Origin of the sequence: Pseudonocardia adelaidensis, from assembly GCF_039543345.1 — a bacterium.
Lineage (GTDB): Bacteria > Actinomycetota > Actinomycetes > Mycobacteriales > Pseudonocardiaceae > Pseudonocardia > Pseudonocardia adelaidensis.
The window spans coordinates 26,435-42,462 of sequence record NZ_BAABJO010000037.1; the positions used below are offsets into that span (position 1 = coordinate 26,435).

At 73.3% G+C, this 16,028-nt stretch carries 18 protein-coding genes; 6 read left to right on the plus strand and 12 right to left on the minus strand.

Annotated features, from left to right (window positions below):
• The 3 genes from ABEA81_RS34845 to ABEA81_RS34855 all read left to right on the plus strand — a co-directional run bounded on the left by ABEA81_RS34845 (window position 1) and on the right by ABEA81_RS34855 (window position 3,654).
• On the plus strand, window positions 1–654 hold the full coding sequence (locus tag ABEA81_RS34845) for a TetR/AcrR family transcriptional regulator (protein ID WP_345611251.1): 654 nt from the start codon (window positions 1–3) through the stop codon (window positions 652–654).
• A 257-nt stretch (window positions 655–911) separates the two neighbouring features.
• Window positions 912–2,357: an Nramp family divalent metal transporter gene (locus tag ABEA81_RS34850; protein ID WP_345611163.1), complete on the plus strand. Its 1,446-nt coding sequence runs from the start codon at window positions 912–914 to the stop codon at window positions 2,355–2,357.
• Between the two features lie 202 nt (window positions 2,358–2,559).
• Window positions 2,560–3,654, plus strand: coding sequence for an acyltransferase family protein (locus tag ABEA81_RS34855; protein WP_345611164.1), 1,095 nt, complete (start codon window positions 2,560–2,562; stop codon window positions 3,652–3,654).
• A gap of 2 nt (window positions 3,655–3,656) precedes the next feature.
• On the opposite strand, the gene ABEA81_RS34860 is transcribed toward ABEA81_RS34855, so the two are convergent.
• Window positions 3,657–4,775: a class I SAM-dependent methyltransferase gene (locus ABEA81_RS34860; RefSeq protein ID WP_345611166.1), complete on the minus strand. Its 1,119-nt coding sequence runs from the start codon at window positions 4,773–4,775 to the stop codon at window positions 3,657–3,659.
• Between the two features lie 125 nt (window positions 4,776–4,900).
• On the opposite strand from ABEA81_RS34860, the gene ABEA81_RS34865 reads away from it, so the two are divergent.
• Entirely contained in the window at window positions 4,901–5,458 is a 558-nt protein-coding gene (locus tag ABEA81_RS34865; RefSeq protein ID WP_345611167.1) for a dTDP-4-dehydrorhamnose 3,5-epimerase family protein, read from the plus strand.
• Window positions 5,459–5,666: 208 nt separating this feature from the next.
• Here ABEA81_RS34865 and ABEA81_RS34870 read toward each other — a convergent pair whose 3' ends face one another.
• Entirely contained in the window at window positions 5,667–6,806 is a 1,140-nt protein-coding gene (locus ABEA81_RS34870) for an MFS transporter (RefSeq protein WP_345611168.1), read from the minus strand.
• A 111-nt stretch (window positions 6,807–6,917) separates the two neighbouring features.
• On the opposite strand from ABEA81_RS34870, the gene ABEA81_RS34875 reads away from it, so the two are divergent.
• A complete protein-coding gene (locus tag ABEA81_RS34875; protein WP_345611169.1) occupies window positions 6,918–7,466 on the plus strand; it encodes a CGNR zinc finger domain-containing protein in 549 nt (182 codons plus the stop codon).
• A 35-nt stretch (window positions 7,467–7,501) separates the two neighbouring features.
• On the opposite strand, the gene ABEA81_RS34880 is transcribed toward ABEA81_RS34875, so the two are convergent.
• The 10 genes from ABEA81_RS34880 to ABEA81_RS34925 all read right to left on the minus strand — a co-directional run bounded on the left by ABEA81_RS34880 (window position 7,502) and on the right by ABEA81_RS34925 (window position 15,034).
• On the minus strand, window positions 7,502–7,828 hold the full coding sequence (locus ABEA81_RS34880; protein ID WP_345611171.1) for a sensor histidine kinase: 327 nt from the start codon (window positions 7,826–7,828) through the stop codon (window positions 7,502–7,504).
• A 116-nt stretch (window positions 7,829–7,944) separates the two neighbouring features.
• Window positions 7,945–8,436 carry a nuclear transport factor 2 family protein gene (locus ABEA81_RS34885; protein ID WP_345611172.1) on the minus strand — a complete coding sequence of 164 codons (492 nt, stop codon included), beginning with the start codon at window positions 8,434–8,436 and terminating at the stop codon, window positions 7,945–7,947.
• A 61-nt stretch (window positions 8,437–8,497) separates the two neighbouring features.
• A complete protein-coding gene (locus tag ABEA81_RS34890) occupies window positions 8,498–9,313 on the minus strand; it encodes an AraC family transcriptional regulator (protein ID WP_345611173.1) in 816 nt (271 codons plus the stop codon).
• A gap of 43 nt (window positions 9,314–9,356) precedes the next feature.
• Window positions 9,357–9,884: a dihydrodipicolinate synthase family protein gene (locus tag ABEA81_RS34895; RefSeq protein WP_345611175.1), complete on the minus strand. Its 528-nt coding sequence runs from the start codon at window positions 9,882–9,884 to the stop codon at window positions 9,357–9,359.
• The gene (locus tag ABEA81_RS34900) at window positions 9,785–10,291 is read right to left on the minus strand and encodes a dihydrodipicolinate synthase family protein (protein WP_345611176.1); all 507 of its coding nucleotides are present in this window, start codon (window positions 10,289–10,291) and stop codon (window positions 9,785–9,787) included. Before ABEA81_RS34900 ends, ABEA81_RS34895 begins: the two co-directional genes overlap by 100 nt.
• Window position 10,292: 1 nt before the next feature.
• Window positions 10,293–10,982, minus strand: a complete 690-nt coding sequence (locus tag ABEA81_RS34905) for a FadR/GntR family transcriptional regulator (protein WP_345611177.1) — start codon at window positions 10,980–10,982, stop codon at window positions 10,293–10,295.
• Complete coding sequence (locus ABEA81_RS34910; RefSeq protein ID WP_345611178.1) at window positions 10,975–11,874, minus strand: dihydrodipicolinate synthase family protein; 900 nt, start codon at window positions 11,872–11,874, stop codon at window positions 10,975–10,977. Before ABEA81_RS34910 ends, ABEA81_RS34905 begins: the two co-directional genes overlap by 8 nt.
• Before the next feature lie 180 nt (window positions 11,875–12,054).
• Window positions 12,055–12,876, minus strand: coding sequence for a carbohydrate ABC transporter permease (locus ABEA81_RS34915; protein ID WP_345611180.1), 822 nt, complete (start codon window positions 12,874–12,876; stop codon window positions 12,055–12,057).
• A complete protein-coding gene (locus tag ABEA81_RS34920) occupies window positions 12,873–13,808 on the minus strand; it encodes a carbohydrate ABC transporter permease (protein WP_345611181.1) in 936 nt (311 codons plus the stop codon). Before ABEA81_RS34920 ends, ABEA81_RS34915 begins: the two co-directional genes overlap by 4 nt.
• Window positions 13,805–15,034: an ABC transporter substrate-binding protein gene (locus ABEA81_RS34925; protein ID WP_345611182.1), complete on the minus strand. Its 1,230-nt coding sequence runs from the start codon at window positions 15,032–15,034 to the stop codon at window positions 13,805–13,807. Before ABEA81_RS34925 ends, ABEA81_RS34920 begins: the two co-directional genes overlap by 4 nt.
• 91 nt (window positions 15,035–15,125) lie before the next feature.
• On the opposite strand from ABEA81_RS34925, the gene ABEA81_RS34930 reads away from it, so the two are divergent.
• Window positions 15,126–15,749: a LysE family translocator gene (locus ABEA81_RS34930; RefSeq protein ID WP_345611183.1), complete on the plus strand. Its 624-nt coding sequence runs from the start codon at window positions 15,126–15,128 to the stop codon at window positions 15,747–15,749.
• Window positions 15,750–16,028 lie beyond the last annotated feature (279 nt).

The window sequence follows — 16,028 nt, forward strand, 5'->3', positions numbered from 1 at the left end:
ATGCCGACCGGCCGTCCCCGGGACCCGCAGATCGACGCCACCGTCCTCGAGGCGACGCTCGCCGTGCTCGACGAGTCCGGGTACGGGCGCCTCACCATCGAGGAGGTGGCGCGGCGCGCCGAGGCGACGAAGCCGGCCATCTACCGGCGCTGGCCCACCCGCCAGCACCTCGCCCTCGCCGCGCTGGCCGCGCGCCTCGGCGAGTCCCCGGTTCCGGACACCGACTGCACGCTCTGCGACCTCGGCGAGGGGATCGGGGTCTTCCTGGCCGCCTTCCGCCGCATCCGGCCGGGCGTGCTCGCCGCGCTGTTCGCCGACTGCGCCGCCGTCCCCGAGCTGCGCGACGCGTTCCTCACCACGCTGTTCGACCCACCCCGCGCCGCCGTCGGCCGGATGCTGGAACGCGCGGTGGCCCGCGGCGACCTGCGTGCCGACATCGACCGCGGCCTCGTGCTGGACATGCTGTCCTCGGTGGTGCACTACCGCGCGCTGTTCGGGCACGCCCCCACCACCGACCACGAGGTCGAGCAGGCGGTCGAGGCCCTCCTGTCCGGGATCGCCGTGGACTACCCCCGGCTGGTGGCCCACAGCCGGGCCGGCACCGGGGCGCACCACGCCCACGCCCGAGGAGGCGGAGGCACCGCCGGCGCTTGACAGCGCTTACCGTTACTGCTGCGATCATCCGATTCCTCACCTTTGTGGGTGAGGTGGTTCACGTGGCGGCAGGCGCCACCCCGACGCGCAAGGAGGCGCGGTGGGCGCGGAGCGAAGCAGCTCCACCGGCTCGATGCGACCGGCCGCGGAACGCCGGCCCCGTCGGCCCACCCGGTTCCAGGCAGCGCGGAAGCACGACCGGCACGGCGTCAACGACCGGCACAGTTCCAAGCGCCCGCGGTGAGACGAGGAACCGAATGACGGCATCGAGCAGTCCAGAGCGGAACCGGACCACCCTTCCGAGCAAGTACCTCCCGCCCGTCGATTTCCGCGACCTCCCGGAGCCGGTGCCGCTGCGGAAGGTGACCGGGGCGAGCGTCATCCTCCTGGCCACCGCCATCGGGTCCGGGGAGGTGATCCTCTGGCCCTACATCACCACCCAGGTCGGGTTCACCTTCATGTGGGCGGCGGTCGTGGGATTCGCGATCCAGTTCTTCCTCAACATGGAGATCGAGCGCTACACGCTCGCCACCGGGGAGACCGCGATCACCGGCTTCACCCGGTTCTGGAAGCCGTGGTGGTGGCTGTTCGTCGTCTTCGCCCTCTGCCAGAACTTCTGGCCCGGCTGGGCGACCGGCGCCGCGACGGCGGCGACGTACGTGTTCGGCATGGGCGAGGACGCACCGGTCGTCCCGATCACGATCGCGGCGCTGCTCGCCATCGGCATCACGCTCACCCTCTCGCCCGTCGTCTACCAGACCGTCGAGAAGATCCAGGGCGTCCTGGTGGTGCTGATCATGATCTTCGTCGTGATCGCCATCCCGGCCGCCACGACCGGCGAGGCGTGGGCCGCGCTCTTCACCGACGGCGTCGGCTTCCCGGTCGGGCAGGAGGGCCTGGGCATCGCGCTGCTGCTGGGCGCGCTGGCATTCGCCGGAGCCGGCGGCGCCAACAACCTCGTGCAGAGCAACTACATCCGGGACAAGGGCATGGGTATGGGCATGCACATGCCCAAGATCGTCTCTCCCATCACCGGGCACGAGGAGGCGAAGCCGTCACTGGGGTACGTGTTCCCGACCGACGCCGAGAACATGAGACGGTGGCGTGGCTGGTGGAAGGTGGCGAACTGGGAGCAGTTCATCACCTTCTTCCTCATCGGGATCCTGACGCTCGTCATCATGTCGGTGCTGGCCTACTCGACGCTCGGAGTCGGCCAGGTGCAGGAGCAGAACCTCGCGTTCCTGCTGCTGGAGGGGCAGGTCCTGCAGGAGGCCGTCGCGCCGTGGTTCGGCATCGCCTTCTGGATCGCCGCGGTCATCGCGCTCTTCACGACCAACCTCGGGATCCTCGACTACACCAGCCGCCTGATCGCCGACCAGTTCAAGATCCACGCACTGAAGGACAGCGAGACCTGGACCGAGAGCAGGATCTACGCCGCGTCCGTCTGGCTCATGATCATCGTGGGCTCGCTGATCCTCATCGCCGGCGTCGACCAGCCGTTCCTGCTCGTCCTGATCGCATCCTGCATCGCCGGTGTGCAGATGTTCATCTACTCCGGCCTGCTGATCCTGCTCAACCGCAAGGCCCTGCCGAAGGAGCTGCAGATCGGCGGGGTACGGCTGGCGGTACTGGCCGTGTCGTTCCTCTTCTTCGGCTTCCTGTCCGTGATGCTCGTTCTCGACGAACTCGGATTCTTGGGGTAGCCACCGTGGTGAAGCAGCTCTGGCTGCGGGTCGTCGTCGCGTTGACGCTGTGGATCGTCATCGTCGGCCTGATGTGGGTGACCGGCATCATCTAGCCGAGCCGATCATTCAGCATCGATCACTCAGCATCGATCACTCAGCATCCGTTCAGCGACCCGGTCGCAGTGTGGGTCTCTCGCCCGCACTGCGACCGGAAGGCCCCATGCCGAGCCTGCAGGACCGCTTCGACCCGCGCCGCAACGGCTTCGACGCGCTGCGGCTGCTGTTCGCGCTGCTCGTGGCCGTCGACCACGGTGTGTCCGCCCACTCGGGCGGGCAGCTGGGGATCGGCCGGACCGGGATCGGCGACTTCGCGCTCGACGGGTTCTTCGTCCTCAGCGGGTACCTGGTCACGCGCAGCTGGTTCCGGCTGGAGTCGTTCCCGCGCTTCGCCTGGCACCGCTTCCTGAGGATCATGCCCGGGTTCTGGGTGTGCCTCGTGGTGGTCGCCTTCGTCGTGGCGCCGGTCGCGGCCGCGCTGCAGGGCATGTCGCCGCTGCAGGCGTTCACCGGCACCCCGTCGGCCTGGGACTACGTGTTCCAGAACGCGGGGCTCCTGATCGTCCACTTCGACATCGCCGGCATCCTCGCCGACCTGCCGAAGGAGGACAGCTTCAACGGGGCCGTGTGGTCGCTCGCGTTCGAGGCGCTCTGCTACGCGATCGTCGGCGTGCTCGGCGCTCTCGGCGTGCTGTGCAGGCGCGCGGCGCTCGTCCCGGCGGCCGCCGCCGTGCTCCTCGCGCTCACCGCGATGCAGGTGGCCGGCCTGCCGGTCCTGCTGAACGACCGGATCATCCGGCTCACGCTCGTGTTCCTGCTGGGCGCCACCGCATACCTGTACGCGGACCGGGTGCCGCTGCGCGGCGGACTCGTGGCGGCCGCGGCGGGGCTGTTCCTCGCGAGCCTGGCGCTCTTCGACGACTACCGGGTGCTCGGCGCCGTGCCGTTCGCCTACCTCTGCCTGTGGGCCGGCACGAGCTTCGCGTGGCGGACCCGCACGGACCTCTCGTACGGCTTCTACATCTACCACTGGCCCCTGCAGCAACTCCTCGTGCTGACGGCGCTCGGCACGGCCCCGATCGCGGTGTTCGTGGCCGTCTCGATCACGCTCGCGCTGCTGCCCGCCGCCGCGTCCTGGTACCTGGTGGAACGGCCGGTGCTGCGCCACAAGGACAGCCCGCTGCCCGACCGGCTCGCCGAAGGCCTGACTGCCGCGTTCGCCCCCGCCCCGGGGCGGAGCCGCCTCCGGCGGCCGTAGAGCTACCGGCCCGCGCCCGCGTCCACCCAGGTGCCGCCGCGCCGCTCGATCTCCGGCAGCGCCGCCCGGGCCTCGGCGACGAGCTCCGAGACGAACACGAGGACGACGTCCGGCTCCGCCGCCACGAGGCCCTCGGGCGTGATGATGGGGATGTCGGTGCCGGGCATGCGCCGGTCCTGCTTGCCCGGGGAGGCGTCGGCGACCCCGCGCAGCAGGCCGGAATCGAGGTCGGCGAGGCGCAGCAGCGACACCGCGCGCGAGGCCGCCGCGTAGCCGTACACCCGGCGGCCCGCGGCCCGCTGCGCCACGAGCATCTCGCGCAGCGACCCGGCCGTGCGCTGCACGGAGTGCTGCAGGGCACCGACCTTGCCCGGTCGCAGCATGCCCGCGGCGAGCTCGGGCGCCACCACGGCGTCGACCGCTGCCGTGTCGACGGCGGGCGACTCGGACGTGCGGCCCGCGACGAGCGCCACCGTGCCCCCGTACAGGGGGAACCGGCGGGCGGTGGTGACGGTGAACCCGGCCCGCCCGAGCATGCCGATCATGGCGGGCGTCGAGTAGTAGGCGTAGTGCCCCAGCCGCAGCGCGTTCCACTGGGTGCCGGCCACGATGGCGTGCAGCGAGTGGAACTGCACGACGAGGCGGCCTCCGGGCCGCACGGCCGCGGCGCGCTCCCGCAGCGCCGCGTCCTGGTCGCGCTCGTGCATCACGCCGAAGCAGCCATCGATCACCAGGTCGGCGCCCTCCTCGCGGGGCGCCGGGGTGAAGCCGTGCCCGGCGAGCAGGTCCAGCCACGTGCCGCCGTGCGGGCTGGGGAACTCCGCGGCGGTGCCGGCGGACGGGAGGGCGCCGGCCGCCACGAGCTCGCGCACCGCGTCGGCCCGCTGGGTGGTGAGCGCCGCGGGCTCGGCGCCCACGACCTCCTCCGGCACGTCGGCGTCGTCGGCGAGCTGGGCGAGCCCGCAGCTCGCGCACAGCCACATCCGCAACGGGAACAGCTCGTCGGGGCCGGGATCGTCGATCTTCGGGAACAGCTCGGACGACGGCTGGGCACCGAGGTCCAGGACGATGTCTCCGTCGGTGCGGTGACAGGAACGGCAGGCGGGGCTGGCGATCACCATCGGTCTCCCGGATCGGTCCGGCGGCACAGTGCTGTCGAACTGCTCAGCGGTAAGGTCGGCCCGAAGGCCCGGGACGTCACCCAGGCACATCGAACCGTGACACGAGCACCGTCGGTGGAGGCACCATGCACGTCCGAGAGACCGGGATCGCCGGCCTCCTGGTGTTCGAGCCGTCGCCGCACCGCGACGAACGCGGATGGTTCAGCCGCACCTTCGACGCCGACGTGGCGCGGGGCGCTGGCGTGGACCCGCACGCGTTCCTGCAGGACTCCCAGTCGCGCACGGTACGCGCCGGGCTGCGCGGGCTCCACGGCCGGGTCGGGCGCGGCGAGGCGAAGTTGGTGCGCTGCGCGCGGGGCGCCATCTTCGACGTCGTGGTGGACGCGCGGCCCGGCTCGCCGACCATGGGACGCGTCGAGACGTTCCGCCTCGACGACGAGAACATGACGAGCATCTACATCCCGCGCGGGTGCCTGCACGGCTTCCAGGCGCTCGCCGAGGCCGACACCTGCTACCGGATCGACGCCCCGCACGATCCCACGGAGGACGTGACCGTCCGCTACGACGACCCGGACCTCGCGATCGACTGGCCGATGCCGGTCTCGGTGATGAGCGAGAAGGACAAGGCCGGGCGCAGCTGGGCCGACCTCACCCAGCTCCTGGGCGCAGCGGCCGGCCGCTGACCCCGCCCGGCGCGCCGAAGGGCGTGGTGCGACCGCACACCAACCGGTGGGTCGCCACACCAACGCGAACGTCGGTGTGCGAGGCCGCGGCCCGGCGGCGACAGACCAACCGTGGCGCCCACACACCGACTGCAGTTCATGTGCGAGCACCGACGTTGGTGCGTGACCGCCCCCGTAGCGGCGGCCCCTTCGGCCGGCGGCCCCGACGTCAGGTCCTGCGGGCCGCGTCGCCGATCCGGATGATCGCGGTGGCCTGCACCGCCGCCGCGACGACCAGCACGCCGATCGCGGCGGCGTACCCGGCGGTCAGGTCGATCAGCAGGCCCATCACGAACGGGCCGCTGCCGGCCACCGTGTAGCCGACGCCGAGCGCCATCCCGCTGGTGGCGGCGCTCGCCGCGGCGTCGGGGGTGCGCCAGGCGACCACGGAGAGCCCCAGCGGGAACCCGGCGCCGGAGCCGATGCCGACGAGCACGGCCCACACCCACGGCCCGACGAGCGGCGGCAGGGGCGCGAGCAGCAGGCCGGCCGTGCCGACCGCGGTGCTGGCGAGCGCCACGCCGGACCAGAACCGCCAGCGGCCGGTGCGCTCGGCCAGGGCCGGGATCACGAGGGCGCCCGGCACCTGCGCCGCGGCCCAGACCGCGAGCACGATCCCCGCATCGCGCGGGCTCCACCCCCGGCTCGTGAGGTAGGGCGCTAGCCACGTCATCCAGCCGTACACGAGCAGCGAGGCGGCGGACTGGTGGGCCGCCGCCAGCCGGGCGAAGCGGTCGCGCCACGGCAACCCGGCGCGCGCCTTCGGGACGGGACGCTCGACCCGGCGCGCCACCGGGACCCACGCCCCGAGCGCGAGCACCGCCGGCACCGCCCACACGGCCAGCGCCAGCGACCACCCGCCGACGCCGACGGCCAGCGGCACCGCCACCGCGCTCGCCACCGTGGCGGGGATCGTCATCGCCACGACGTACGCCCCGGTGACCGCGCCGGCCCGGTCGGGCAGGTGCTGCTTGACCACCCCGGTGAGCAGCACGCCTGCCACGCCGATGCCGAACCCCGCGACCAGGCTGCCGGCGACCAGCGGCACGGCCGCCGGGACGCCCCGCACGAGGCTGCCGAGCGCGACCAGCCCGACCGCCCCGACGAGCGCGCGCTCCGGCCCCCCGCGACGGGCGGCGGCCGGGCCGCCGAGCGAGCCCGCCGCCATCATCAACACCGCCCCGGTCTGGACGAACCCCGCGGCGCCCGCCGAGAAGCCGAGGTCGGCGCGGACGGCCTCGATGAGCGGCGGGTATCCGGCCAGTGCGGTGCGCAGGTTCGACGCCAGTGCCAGCAGCCCGACGAGCACCACTCCCGGCCGAACCCGTACAGAGGTGTAGGCTACGTTCACGCATTACACGGTAGGGGAGGCTTGTAAGAGGTGCAACTCCTATTAGACGATTACCGGGTCGGGGCGGCGGTGGCCACGGACCTCGTCAACAGCGCGCCCGAGGTGATGGTGCGCACCGGCGACCTGCTCCCCGACGCCGCCGCCCTCACCCGCTTCCTCGCCGACCGCGACCTGCTCCCCGCCGCCGCACCCACGGCGGCCGACGTGGACGCCGTTCGCGCCCTGCGGCGGACGCTACGCGCTCTGCTCGAGAAACCCGACCCCGAACGGATCGCCGCGCTCACCACCGCCACCGGCGGCCTGGAGCTGATCGGGGGCCGCGCGGGCCGCTGGGAATGGCGGGTCCGCGCCCGGCCCGGCGCGTCGCTCGCGGAGGAGCTCGCGCTCCTGACCGGCACCGCCCTGCTGTCCGCGCTCCGCGCACTCGGGCCCGACCGGTTCCGCCACTGCGCCGCACCGACCTGCGACGGCATGTTCGTCGACACCAGCAGGGCGGGCCGGCGCCGCTACTGCGTGCCGGAGGTCTGCGGCAACCGGGTCAACGTCGCGGCCCACCGCGCCCGCCGCCGCGCCGCCGGACCGGTCCCCGGGCGTACGAGCGACGCCTTCGTCCGATAGGGCACAGCAGTACGGACGTGCCGTTCGTTCGACGGTCAGGTGGGCGTGGGGGCGGCCAGCGGGTCCAGCGCCGGGGGCTTGGGCGTCCGTTCCACGGCTCCTGCCGCGCGCAGCGGGAGCCACAGGACGAACGTGGCCCCGGCGTCGGGTTCGCTGTGGACCCTGACGCCGCCGCCGTGGCTCTCCACCACCTGTCGGACGATCGCGAGACCCAGGCCGGTACCGCGGTCCCGCCCGCTGCCGACGTCGGGGCCCCGCCAGAACCGGTCGAAGACCCGCTCCTGGTGCTCCGCGGCGATCCCCGGGCCGCGGTCGCGCACGGCCAGCCACGCCCAGCCGCCGTGCCGGCCCGTGGCGAGCACGATCTCCTCCCCCCGGCGGCGACACCCGGACCGCGTTGGACAGCAGGTTGTCCCCGACCCCGACTGCCCGCAGCGTGACGGGGAGACCGGCACCGCTGCCGCGCGGCTGTGAGCGATCACCGGCCGGCGCGAGCCGCCCGCGGCGAGATGGCGGCCCGCTCGGTGGCGAGCGCCGGGAGCCCGGTGTTGCCCTCCTGGTAGAACACCCGCAGCGTGATCCCGGCGATCCTCCAGCCGCCGGGTGAGCGGACGAGCGGCACCACGTAGTGCCCGTGCACACCCCAGGTCGCGCCGCCGTCGGCGCCCGCGATGTGGTGGTAGCCGCGCACGTGGGTGCGCACCGTGGGCCCGTCCCCGCCCGCCCCGACGCCCTCCTCGAGACGGCCCGTCCCGATGAGGTGCTGCGTGGCGTCGAAGCCGGGCAGCAGCCCCTGCCAGCGCCGCACGAGCTCGTCACCGGACACCGTCTCCGCCGCCCCGCCGAACAGCTCCGTGTAGTCGGTGCGCACCTCGTCGGCGAGGCAGTCGCGGACGGCGGGCCAGTCGAGGTCGTCGACGGCCTGGAGCAGGCGGGTGAGCACGGCGGCGGGATCGTCGGATGCAGGCACGGACGGATCCTGGCACCGCAGCGGCCGGCCGGGAGGGTCCGATCTTGCGCATGCGTTCCCGTCACCGGCGCAGCTCGCCCGGGGGCACGCCGAACTCCCGCCGGAACAGCCTCCGGAAATGGCTCACGTTCGAGAACCCGACCGAGTGCGCGACCCGCACCACGCTCGCGTCCGACGTGAGCAGCGCCGCCTTCGCCGCCTCCAGCCTGCGGGCGATGACGAACCGGTGGGGCGCGAGGCCGGTGGTCGCCGTGAAGGCCCGGGCGAAGTGGAACGGGCTCAGCGCCGCGACGCCGGCCATCCGGTCGAGCGTGATCGTGCCGGCGAGGTCGGCGTCGACGAGGTCCGCGACCCGCTCGACGGTCCGCCGGTCCAGGCCGCGGACCGGGGCCCGGTCCACCCGCGGGGCCCCGCACGCCCGGGCGGCGCCGTACGACCGGGCGAGGTGGGCGACCAGCCGGTGGGCGAGCGTGCTCGCCGCGATGTCGGTGAGACCGCCGCCGGGGAGGTGCGTCCGCCTGAGCAGCACGGCCGTCCCGAACACGACGGCGTCGCGCACGCCGAGCGCGGGCTCGACACCCGGAGCGGTCCGGCGGACGAGCTCCGGATCCGGGTAGATCTCCAGGGCCTCGGTGGTGCCCGCCACCCCGCCCCACGTGATGCCCTCCGCACCGGTGACGAACACCGCGCCCGCGGGGATGTCCGCGCGCACCGCCCGGCCGCCCGACTCGTACTCCTGGCCGTGGTGCCGGGAGAACGAGACGCCGACCTGGTGCTGTCGCGTGACCGTCGGCTCGTCGTGGGGCGGCAGCCAGGCGTACTCGGAGCGCATGCCCGGCCAGTGGATGACGCTCTGCACGGCGCGTCGCTGCCTCACCCCCCGGTCGTACCGCACCCCGCGCTCGGCCGGCGTGAGGTGGTCAACCGGCGCGCAGCAGCTCCGGGACGGCGGCCTCGGCTGCCGCCCGCAGAGCCGGGACCGACTCCTCGGGCACCGAGCGGTGGGGCCAGCGCACCCGGGTGCCGGTGCGGGCCCAGCCGCCGATCGCGGCGAGCGTCTTGTCGAGGGCCGGGTCGCAGTAGCCCGCGCGGGCGAGCGGGGCGATGTGGGTGTCCAGGAAACCGCGCAGCCGCTCCTCGAACGCCAGTGCTGCCGGCAGGTCGCTCGTGACCTGCGCGTACCAGCGGGCCGCACCGCCCGGGTTCAGGCAGGCCACGTTCGAGTAGGCGCCCGCCGCGCCGCGCGCGTAGCCCGACGCCAGGGTGTGGCCGGCCACGAACACGGCGAGCCGCCCGCCCACCGCGTCGGCCATGCGCGCGTACCAGGCGTCGTCGCCGCCGGGCACCTTCACCCCGACCAGCGCGGGGACCTCGGCGGCCAGCTTCCCGAACAGCTCCGGCGGGACCTGCGTCTTCGCGTACGGCGGGTTGTAGAGCACGAGCGGCACCCGTCGGCGACCGTCGCCATCCGCTCGACGGCGGCGAGCACCTCGTCGGGCCCGAGCGGCAGCCAGTCGGGCAGCACCACCTGGATCGCGCCGGGACGCAGCGCCGCGGCGCGGGCGATCCGGTCCAGGGACAGCTGCCCGCTGGGATGGCTCGCCCCGAGCTGGAACGGGATCCCGGCAGCTGTGCAGCGCTCCGCCACGAGCGCGTGCAGCCGGTCGTACTCGGTCTCGGTGAGCGTGTGGAACTCGCCCGCCGTGCCGTTGGTGTAGACGCCGTGCACGCCGGAGGCCAGCACGTGGTCGAGCGCGGCAGCCAGCCGGTCGACGTCGATGCTCTCGTCGGGGCGGATCGGCAGCAGCGCGGTGGCCCAGACGCCGCGCAGCGCGGCAGCCGTCAGCGGTTCCACGTCAGCCCGCGTCCGACTCGGGGTGGCGCAGCAACGCGGCGCGCACCCGGATGTCGTCGAAGTGCTGCTGCATCGCCGCGATGCTCTCGGCGGCGTCGCCGGCCTGCAGGGCGCGGATGATCTGCAGGTGCACGGCGCCGCGCCCGCCCTCGGGGACGGGGATCGAGTCGCCGAGGCGCGTGAACAGCTCCCAGAACACCTCGATGAGGTTGTCGACGAGCGGGTTGCCCAGCGCCCGGTAGAGCAGCAGGTGGAACCGCTTGTCCACCTCGGTGATCGGCTTCCCCCGGCCCTCGAGCGCGGTCATCTCGTCGGCGAGCCGGGCGCACTCGGCGAGCTCGACCTGCGGGTTCAGCCGCGCGACGGCCGGCATCAGCCCGACCTCCATCGCCTCCCGCGCGGTGAGGATCTCCTCCAGCGCGGTGCCGGCGGCCGCGAGGCCGTAGGGCAGCTGGTCGATCAGCGGGCGGAAGGAGAACGCCGAGACGAAGAGGCCGTTGCCGTGCCGGGCCTCGATGACGCCGAGGGTCTGCAGGCTGCGGGTCGCCTCGCGCAGCGACAGCCTGCTCACGCCGAGCCGCTCGGCGAGCGCGGCCTCGGGCGGCAGCCGGTCGCCCGGGCCGAGCCCGGCCTCGGTGATGAAGTCCCGCAGCCGGGCCTGGGCCTCGAGGTAGATCGGCGACCTAGCCATCGGCGTCCTCCTGGGCGGTGCGCACCGCGGCGGCGAGGTCGTCCACCGCGGCGCGGGCGGCGCCGTCCGGACGACCGTACGGCGAGCGGGCCGGCCCCGCGTCCGGCCCGAGCTCGTTCATCAGCGCCTTGAGGAACCCGATCCCCCCGTGAGCGTTCGCCGCAGCGGCGACCTCGCGGAACGGCGCGTGCAACCGGTAGGCCTCGGCGGTGTCTCCACGGTCGAAGGCCGCCGCCACGGCGTGCGCCAGCGGGGCCATCCCGTTGTAGAGCGTGCCGATCACGCGGTCGGCGCCGCAGGCAAGCGCCGCGGGCAGCAGCTCGTCGCGCCCGAAGTAGGCGTGCAGGCCGGGCGCGGCCGCACGGGTGCGGTCGAACTCGAGCAGGTCGCCGTCGGTGAACTTCACGGCGGCGGTCGTCGGGGCCGCCGCGGCGAGCGCCGCGACCACATCGGACGGCCGGTGGCGGGAGCCGGTCATGCTCGGGATGTGGTAGAAGCCGAACGGCGTCTGCGGCGCGGCCGCGGCGATCCCGGCCAGGTGCCCCACGAGGGCGTCGACGCTCGGCGCGTCGCCGTAGTACGGGCCGACGGCCGCCACGAGGTCGGCCCCGCACGACTCCGCGTGCGCCGCCAGCTGCTGCGCCTGCGCGAGGTCGGTGTGCCCGACGTGCACGCCCAGGCCCATGCCCGCGGGACGGGCGTCCTGCCACGCCTCCACCAGCGACTGCCGCTCGCCCGCGTCCATGGCCGCGAACTCGCCCGTGGTGCCGCCGACGAACGCGCCCGCCACCCCCGCGGCGTGCAGGTGGGCGGCCTGCGCCGCGACGACGTCGAGGGCCAGCTTGCCGTCCTGGGTGAACGGCGTCGGTGCGGCGGCCCAGATCTCGAGCATCAAGCGAGTCCCTTCTAGTGGCCCGGACCGGGAGTCCGGTGCGTGTATCGGCGGATCCAGGTTTCCGTTGGGTGTGCCGGCAGGCCGGCCTCGTACCGGGCCGTACTCGGCCGCTTTGCCGGGGCGCCCAGCGGGAAGCTGGGCCGTCGAGACATGTGGTGGGCTCCCGGTCCGGGTCACTCAACCCTTCGTGGCGCCGTCGGTCAGGCCGGCGACGATGTAACGCTGGAGCAGCACGAACAGCACGATCACCGGCACGGCCACGACGGCCGAGACGGCCATCAGCTCGTTCCACCGGGTGCCGAACGCGTTGGTGAGCTTCGCGATCACCACGCTGACCGGCTGCAGCTCATCGCCGGTCGCGAGCGCCAGCCCGAACACGAACTCGCCCCACGCGCCGAGGAAGCTGACGACCGCCATCGTGATCACGCCGGGGACGCTGACCGGCAGGGCCACGCGGACGAACGCGCCGAACGTCGTGCAGCCGTCCACGCGCGCCGCCTCGAGGACCTCGCCGGGCACCGACAGGAAGTACGGCCGCATGATCGTGATGGCGAGCGGGATCGACAGCGAGCAGTTCGCGATGATCAGCCCGGCGTAGGTGTTGACCAGGCCCACCCGCCCGAACAGCACGAACATCGGCAGCGCGAGGTTGACCGCCGGGATCATCTGCACGGCGAGGAACAGCAGCAGCGCGGGCGTGACCCACCGGATGCGCAGGCGCGCGAGCCCGTAGGCGGCCGGCACGGCCACGACGAGCGTGAGCAGCGTGGTCCCGGTCGCGATGACGACCGTGTTGAGCAGGCCGCGGGCGATGTCCGGGTCGCCGAACACGGCGGTCTGGTACGCCGCGAGCGTCGGGGGCACCGGTACGAGCGCGGGCGGCCGCGCGAAGACCTCGGCCTGCGCCTTGAGCGAGGTGTTGAGCATCCAGTAGACGGGCAGCAGGTAGACCGCCGTCACGACGACCGCGATCACGAGCCTGGTCCGCTCGCGCGTCATGCCGCCTCCTCCTTGCGGAGCGACCGGAAGTAGAAGACCGACAGCACCAGCGGCACCATCAGCATGACGGTGGTGGCCACGGCCGCCGTGTCGTAGCGGCGGAACTCGAACGCCTCCTGGAAGGCGTAGAGCGGCAGGGTGAGCGTGGCGCCCCCCGGGCCGCCCCGGGTCATGAGGTAGACGGTGTCGAACGTCTTGAAGGCGAAGATGAAGATCAGCAGCATCACCGTGATGCTGACCGGGCGCAGCGCAGGCAGCGTGACGTGCCGGAACTGCTGCCACGCCGAGGCACCGTCGATGCGGGCCGCCTCGTAGAGCACCGCCGGCACGCCCTGCAGGCCCGCGACGATGAGGATCATCGCGAACGGCGCGAAACTCCACGCCGTGGCCGCGATCACCGACACGAGCGCGGGGCCGGGCCGGCCCAGCCAGAAGAAGTCGCCCTCGATCAGGCCCAGGCCGCGCAGCGCCGCGTTGAGCAGGCCGTACGAGCCGTCGAGCAGCCAGCGCCACACGTTCGCGCCCACCACCGTCGGCAGGATCCAGGCCAGCATCAGCAGCGCCCGCATCACGTTGCGGCCTGCGAACCGGCGGAGGAACAGCAGCGCGAGCGCGAGGCCGCCGGCGTAGGTCAGCGCCACCGTGCCGACGGCGTAGACCAGCGACAGCCACAGGGCCTGCCAGAACTCGGGCCGGCCGAACTGGTCGGCGAAGTTGGCGAACCCCACCCACTCCGCCCCGCCCCGGATGACCTCCTTGAGCCCGACGTCCTGGAACGCCTGCAGCACGCTGTAGGCCAGCGGGTACACCACCGTGACGGCCACGAACAGCACCGCGGGCACCAGGAACAGCTGGTCGGCGCGGGCGCCCGCACGGCGGCGCCGCCGGTGGGCGGGCGCCGGCGTGCGGGTGCGCTCGAGAACGGCGGTCATGAGGTCCCGAGTGCCTCGTCGATCGTGGCCTGGGCGCTGCGCGCGGCGTCCGGCACCGGGGTACCGCTGATCACCTGCTGGAGCGCGGCCTGCAGCGCCGTCAGCACCTCCGTGTTGTGCGGCGCGAGCGCGGCGTCGGGAGCCCACGCCTGCTGGAGCTGCTGGGCGAAGACCGCGCGGACCGGGTCCTCCGCCGTGCCCGGCACGTCGCTGCGCGCCGGCAGCTTGTTCCGCTCCGGCAGGTAGGTCTGCAGCTCGTCGGGCCGCTGCATGAACGTGATGAGGTCCCAGGCGCGGTCGACGTCGTCGCTGGTGGCGCCGATCGTCAGGTTCTCCGCCGACAGCACCGTCTGACCGGTGGCCTCCGACGGCAGCACGGCGACGCTCCACTGCAGGTCGGGATTCTCCTCGCGCAGGATGCTCACGTACGTCGCCGAGTTGATCATCATCGCGGCCTGGCCGGTGGCGAACTGGTTCTTCGCGTCCTCCTCGTTCCAGGTGAGGAAGCCCTCCGACAGCGCGCCGCTGCCCACCATCCGCTGGAAGGACTCGAGCGCGGCGTGCCCACCGGGGCTGTCGATCTCGGTGGGCTGCGCGCCTGCCGCGAGCATCCGGATCTCGAGGCCGGTGGCCCCTTCTGCGCCCTCGATCCCGCTCACCGCGAGCCCGGAGCGGCCCGCGCCGGAGAGCGCCGCCGCGGTGGACTCCATCTCGGCCCACGTCGTCGGGACGGCGAGGCCCTTCTCCTGCAGCATCGCGGTGTTGTAGTAGACGGCGTAGGCGTCGGCGAGGTGCGGGATCCCGTAGGTCTTCCCGTCGGCCTGCGTGGACTCCCAGCCGGTCGGGAAGTAGGCGCCCTGCTGCCCCCAGGCCTCCACCTGGGGGCTGAGGTCCTGGATCACCCCGGCGTCGGCCATCGCCGCCGTGTCGAACGCGCTGATCAGCGCGATGTCGGGGCCGTCACCCGCGGCCGCGGCCTGGGTCAGCGTGCGGTTGAAGTCGTCGTAGGGGATGAAGCGGATGTCGACGTCGGTGCCGCTCTGCTGCTCGTAGCGCGCCACGAGGTCGTAGAACGGCTTGCCGGTCGGCATCGACTCGTCGCCGTAGAACTGCCAGACCGACAGCGGCTCCGTCGCCGCGCCTCCGCTCTCCCCGCCACCAGCGCACCCCGCCGCCGCGAGGACGGCGGCGGCCATCACCACGCCGGCTCTGAGGACTGCCCGCATGTCCGACCTCCTTGTCCGAGTCCGAGCGGGAAAATAGGTTAGATATCTGAACTCTGTCAAACCTGTCGGAGGGGTGTGCCACGCTCGACCCGTGCCGGATCCCGCCCTGTTCGCCGCGTTCGTCGTCGCTGCCACCGTGCTCGTCCTGACGCCGGGGCCGGACATGCTCTTCATCATGGGTGTGGGCGCCATCGGTGGGCCGGCCGTCGGCCTGTGCGCCGCGCTGGGCGTCGCACTCGGGTTGGCCGTGCACGCGGTGGCCACCGCCTTCGGGCTGGCGGCGCTGTTCTCGGCGGTGCCCACCCTCTACGTCGTCGTCAAGCTCTGCGGGGCCGCCTACCTGCTGTACCTCGGCATCACCACGCTGCGCAGGCGCGACGAGGGCCTCGGGCGCGCCGACACCGTCCCGGGAGGGCGCGCGCGAGCGTTCCGGCGCGGCGTCTACAGCAACCTGCTGAACCCCAAGGTCGTGCTGTTCAACGCCGCGTTCCTCCCGCAGTTCGTCGATCCGTCGCGGGGGAGCGTCACGGCGCAGCTGCTCGTGCTCGGCGCCGCGTTCGTGCTGGTCGACCTGTTCATCGACGGTCCCATCGGCCTGCTCGCGGGCCGGCTCGGCGCCCTGCTGGCCGGGCACCGCCGGGCGCTGCGCCGGCTGCACATCGCCACCGGATCGGTCTTCATCGGGCTGTCCGCCCGGCTCGCGCTCACCCGCTGACTCCGCGCGGCAGCGCGAGTGTCCGCAGGCGGTGTCGGCCGCCACCGGCTCGGTGCCGCACGCTGCCATCCCGACCGGCAGGTGTTGCCGCGCCTCTCGCCACCGCGAGCAGCACACCAGCGCTGTCGCCACCACCGCGATGTGCTGATCGATCGGTCGGCCCTTGATCACCTATGCGGTCCGCAGGTCAGATCGGACGCAGCTCATGACCCGTTCCTGATCGTCAGCCATGTGCGTGGTGGTCGGACGGCGGTACCCGCTGCTGGATCGACATCGGCC

Coding starts and splice junctions, on each gene's coding strand:
- ABEA81_RS34845 (WP_345611251.1), top strand. CDS start 1: ATGCCGACCGGCCGTCCCCGGGACCCGCAGATCGACGCCACCGTCCTC.
- ABEA81_RS34850 (WP_345611163.1), top strand. CDS start 912: ATGACGGCATCGAGCAGTCCAGAGCGGAACCGGACCACCCTTCCGAGC.
- ABEA81_RS34855 (WP_345611164.1), top strand. CDS start 2,560: ATGCCGAGCCTGCAGGACCGCTTCGACCCGCGCCGCAACGGCTTCGAC.
- ABEA81_RS34860 (WP_345611166.1), bottom strand. CDS start 4,775: ATGGTGATCGCCAGCCCCGCCTGCCGTTCCTGTCACCGCACCGACGGA.
- ABEA81_RS34865 (WP_345611167.1), top strand. CDS start 4,901: ATGCACGTCCGAGAGACCGGGATCGCCGGCCTCCTGGTGTTCGAGCCG.
- ABEA81_RS34905 (WP_345611177.1), bottom strand. CDS start 10,982: ATGGCTAGGTCGCCGATCTACCTCGAGGCCCAGGCCCGGCTGCGGGAC.
- ABEA81_RS34910 (WP_345611178.1), bottom strand. CDS start 11,874: ATGCTCGAGATCTGGGCCGCCGCACCGACGCCGTTCACCCAGGACGGC.
- ABEA81_RS34915 (WP_345611180.1), bottom strand. CDS start 12,876: ATGACGCGCGAGCGGACCAGGCTCGTGATCGCGGTCGTCGTGACGGCG.
- ABEA81_RS34920 (WP_345611181.1), bottom strand. CDS start 13,808: ATGACCGCCGTTCTCGAGCGCACCCGCACGCCGGCGCCCGCCCACCGG.
- ABEA81_RS34925 (WP_345611182.1), bottom strand. CDS start 15,034: ATGCGGGCAGTCCTCAGAGCCGGCGTGGTGATGGCCGCCGCCGTCCTC.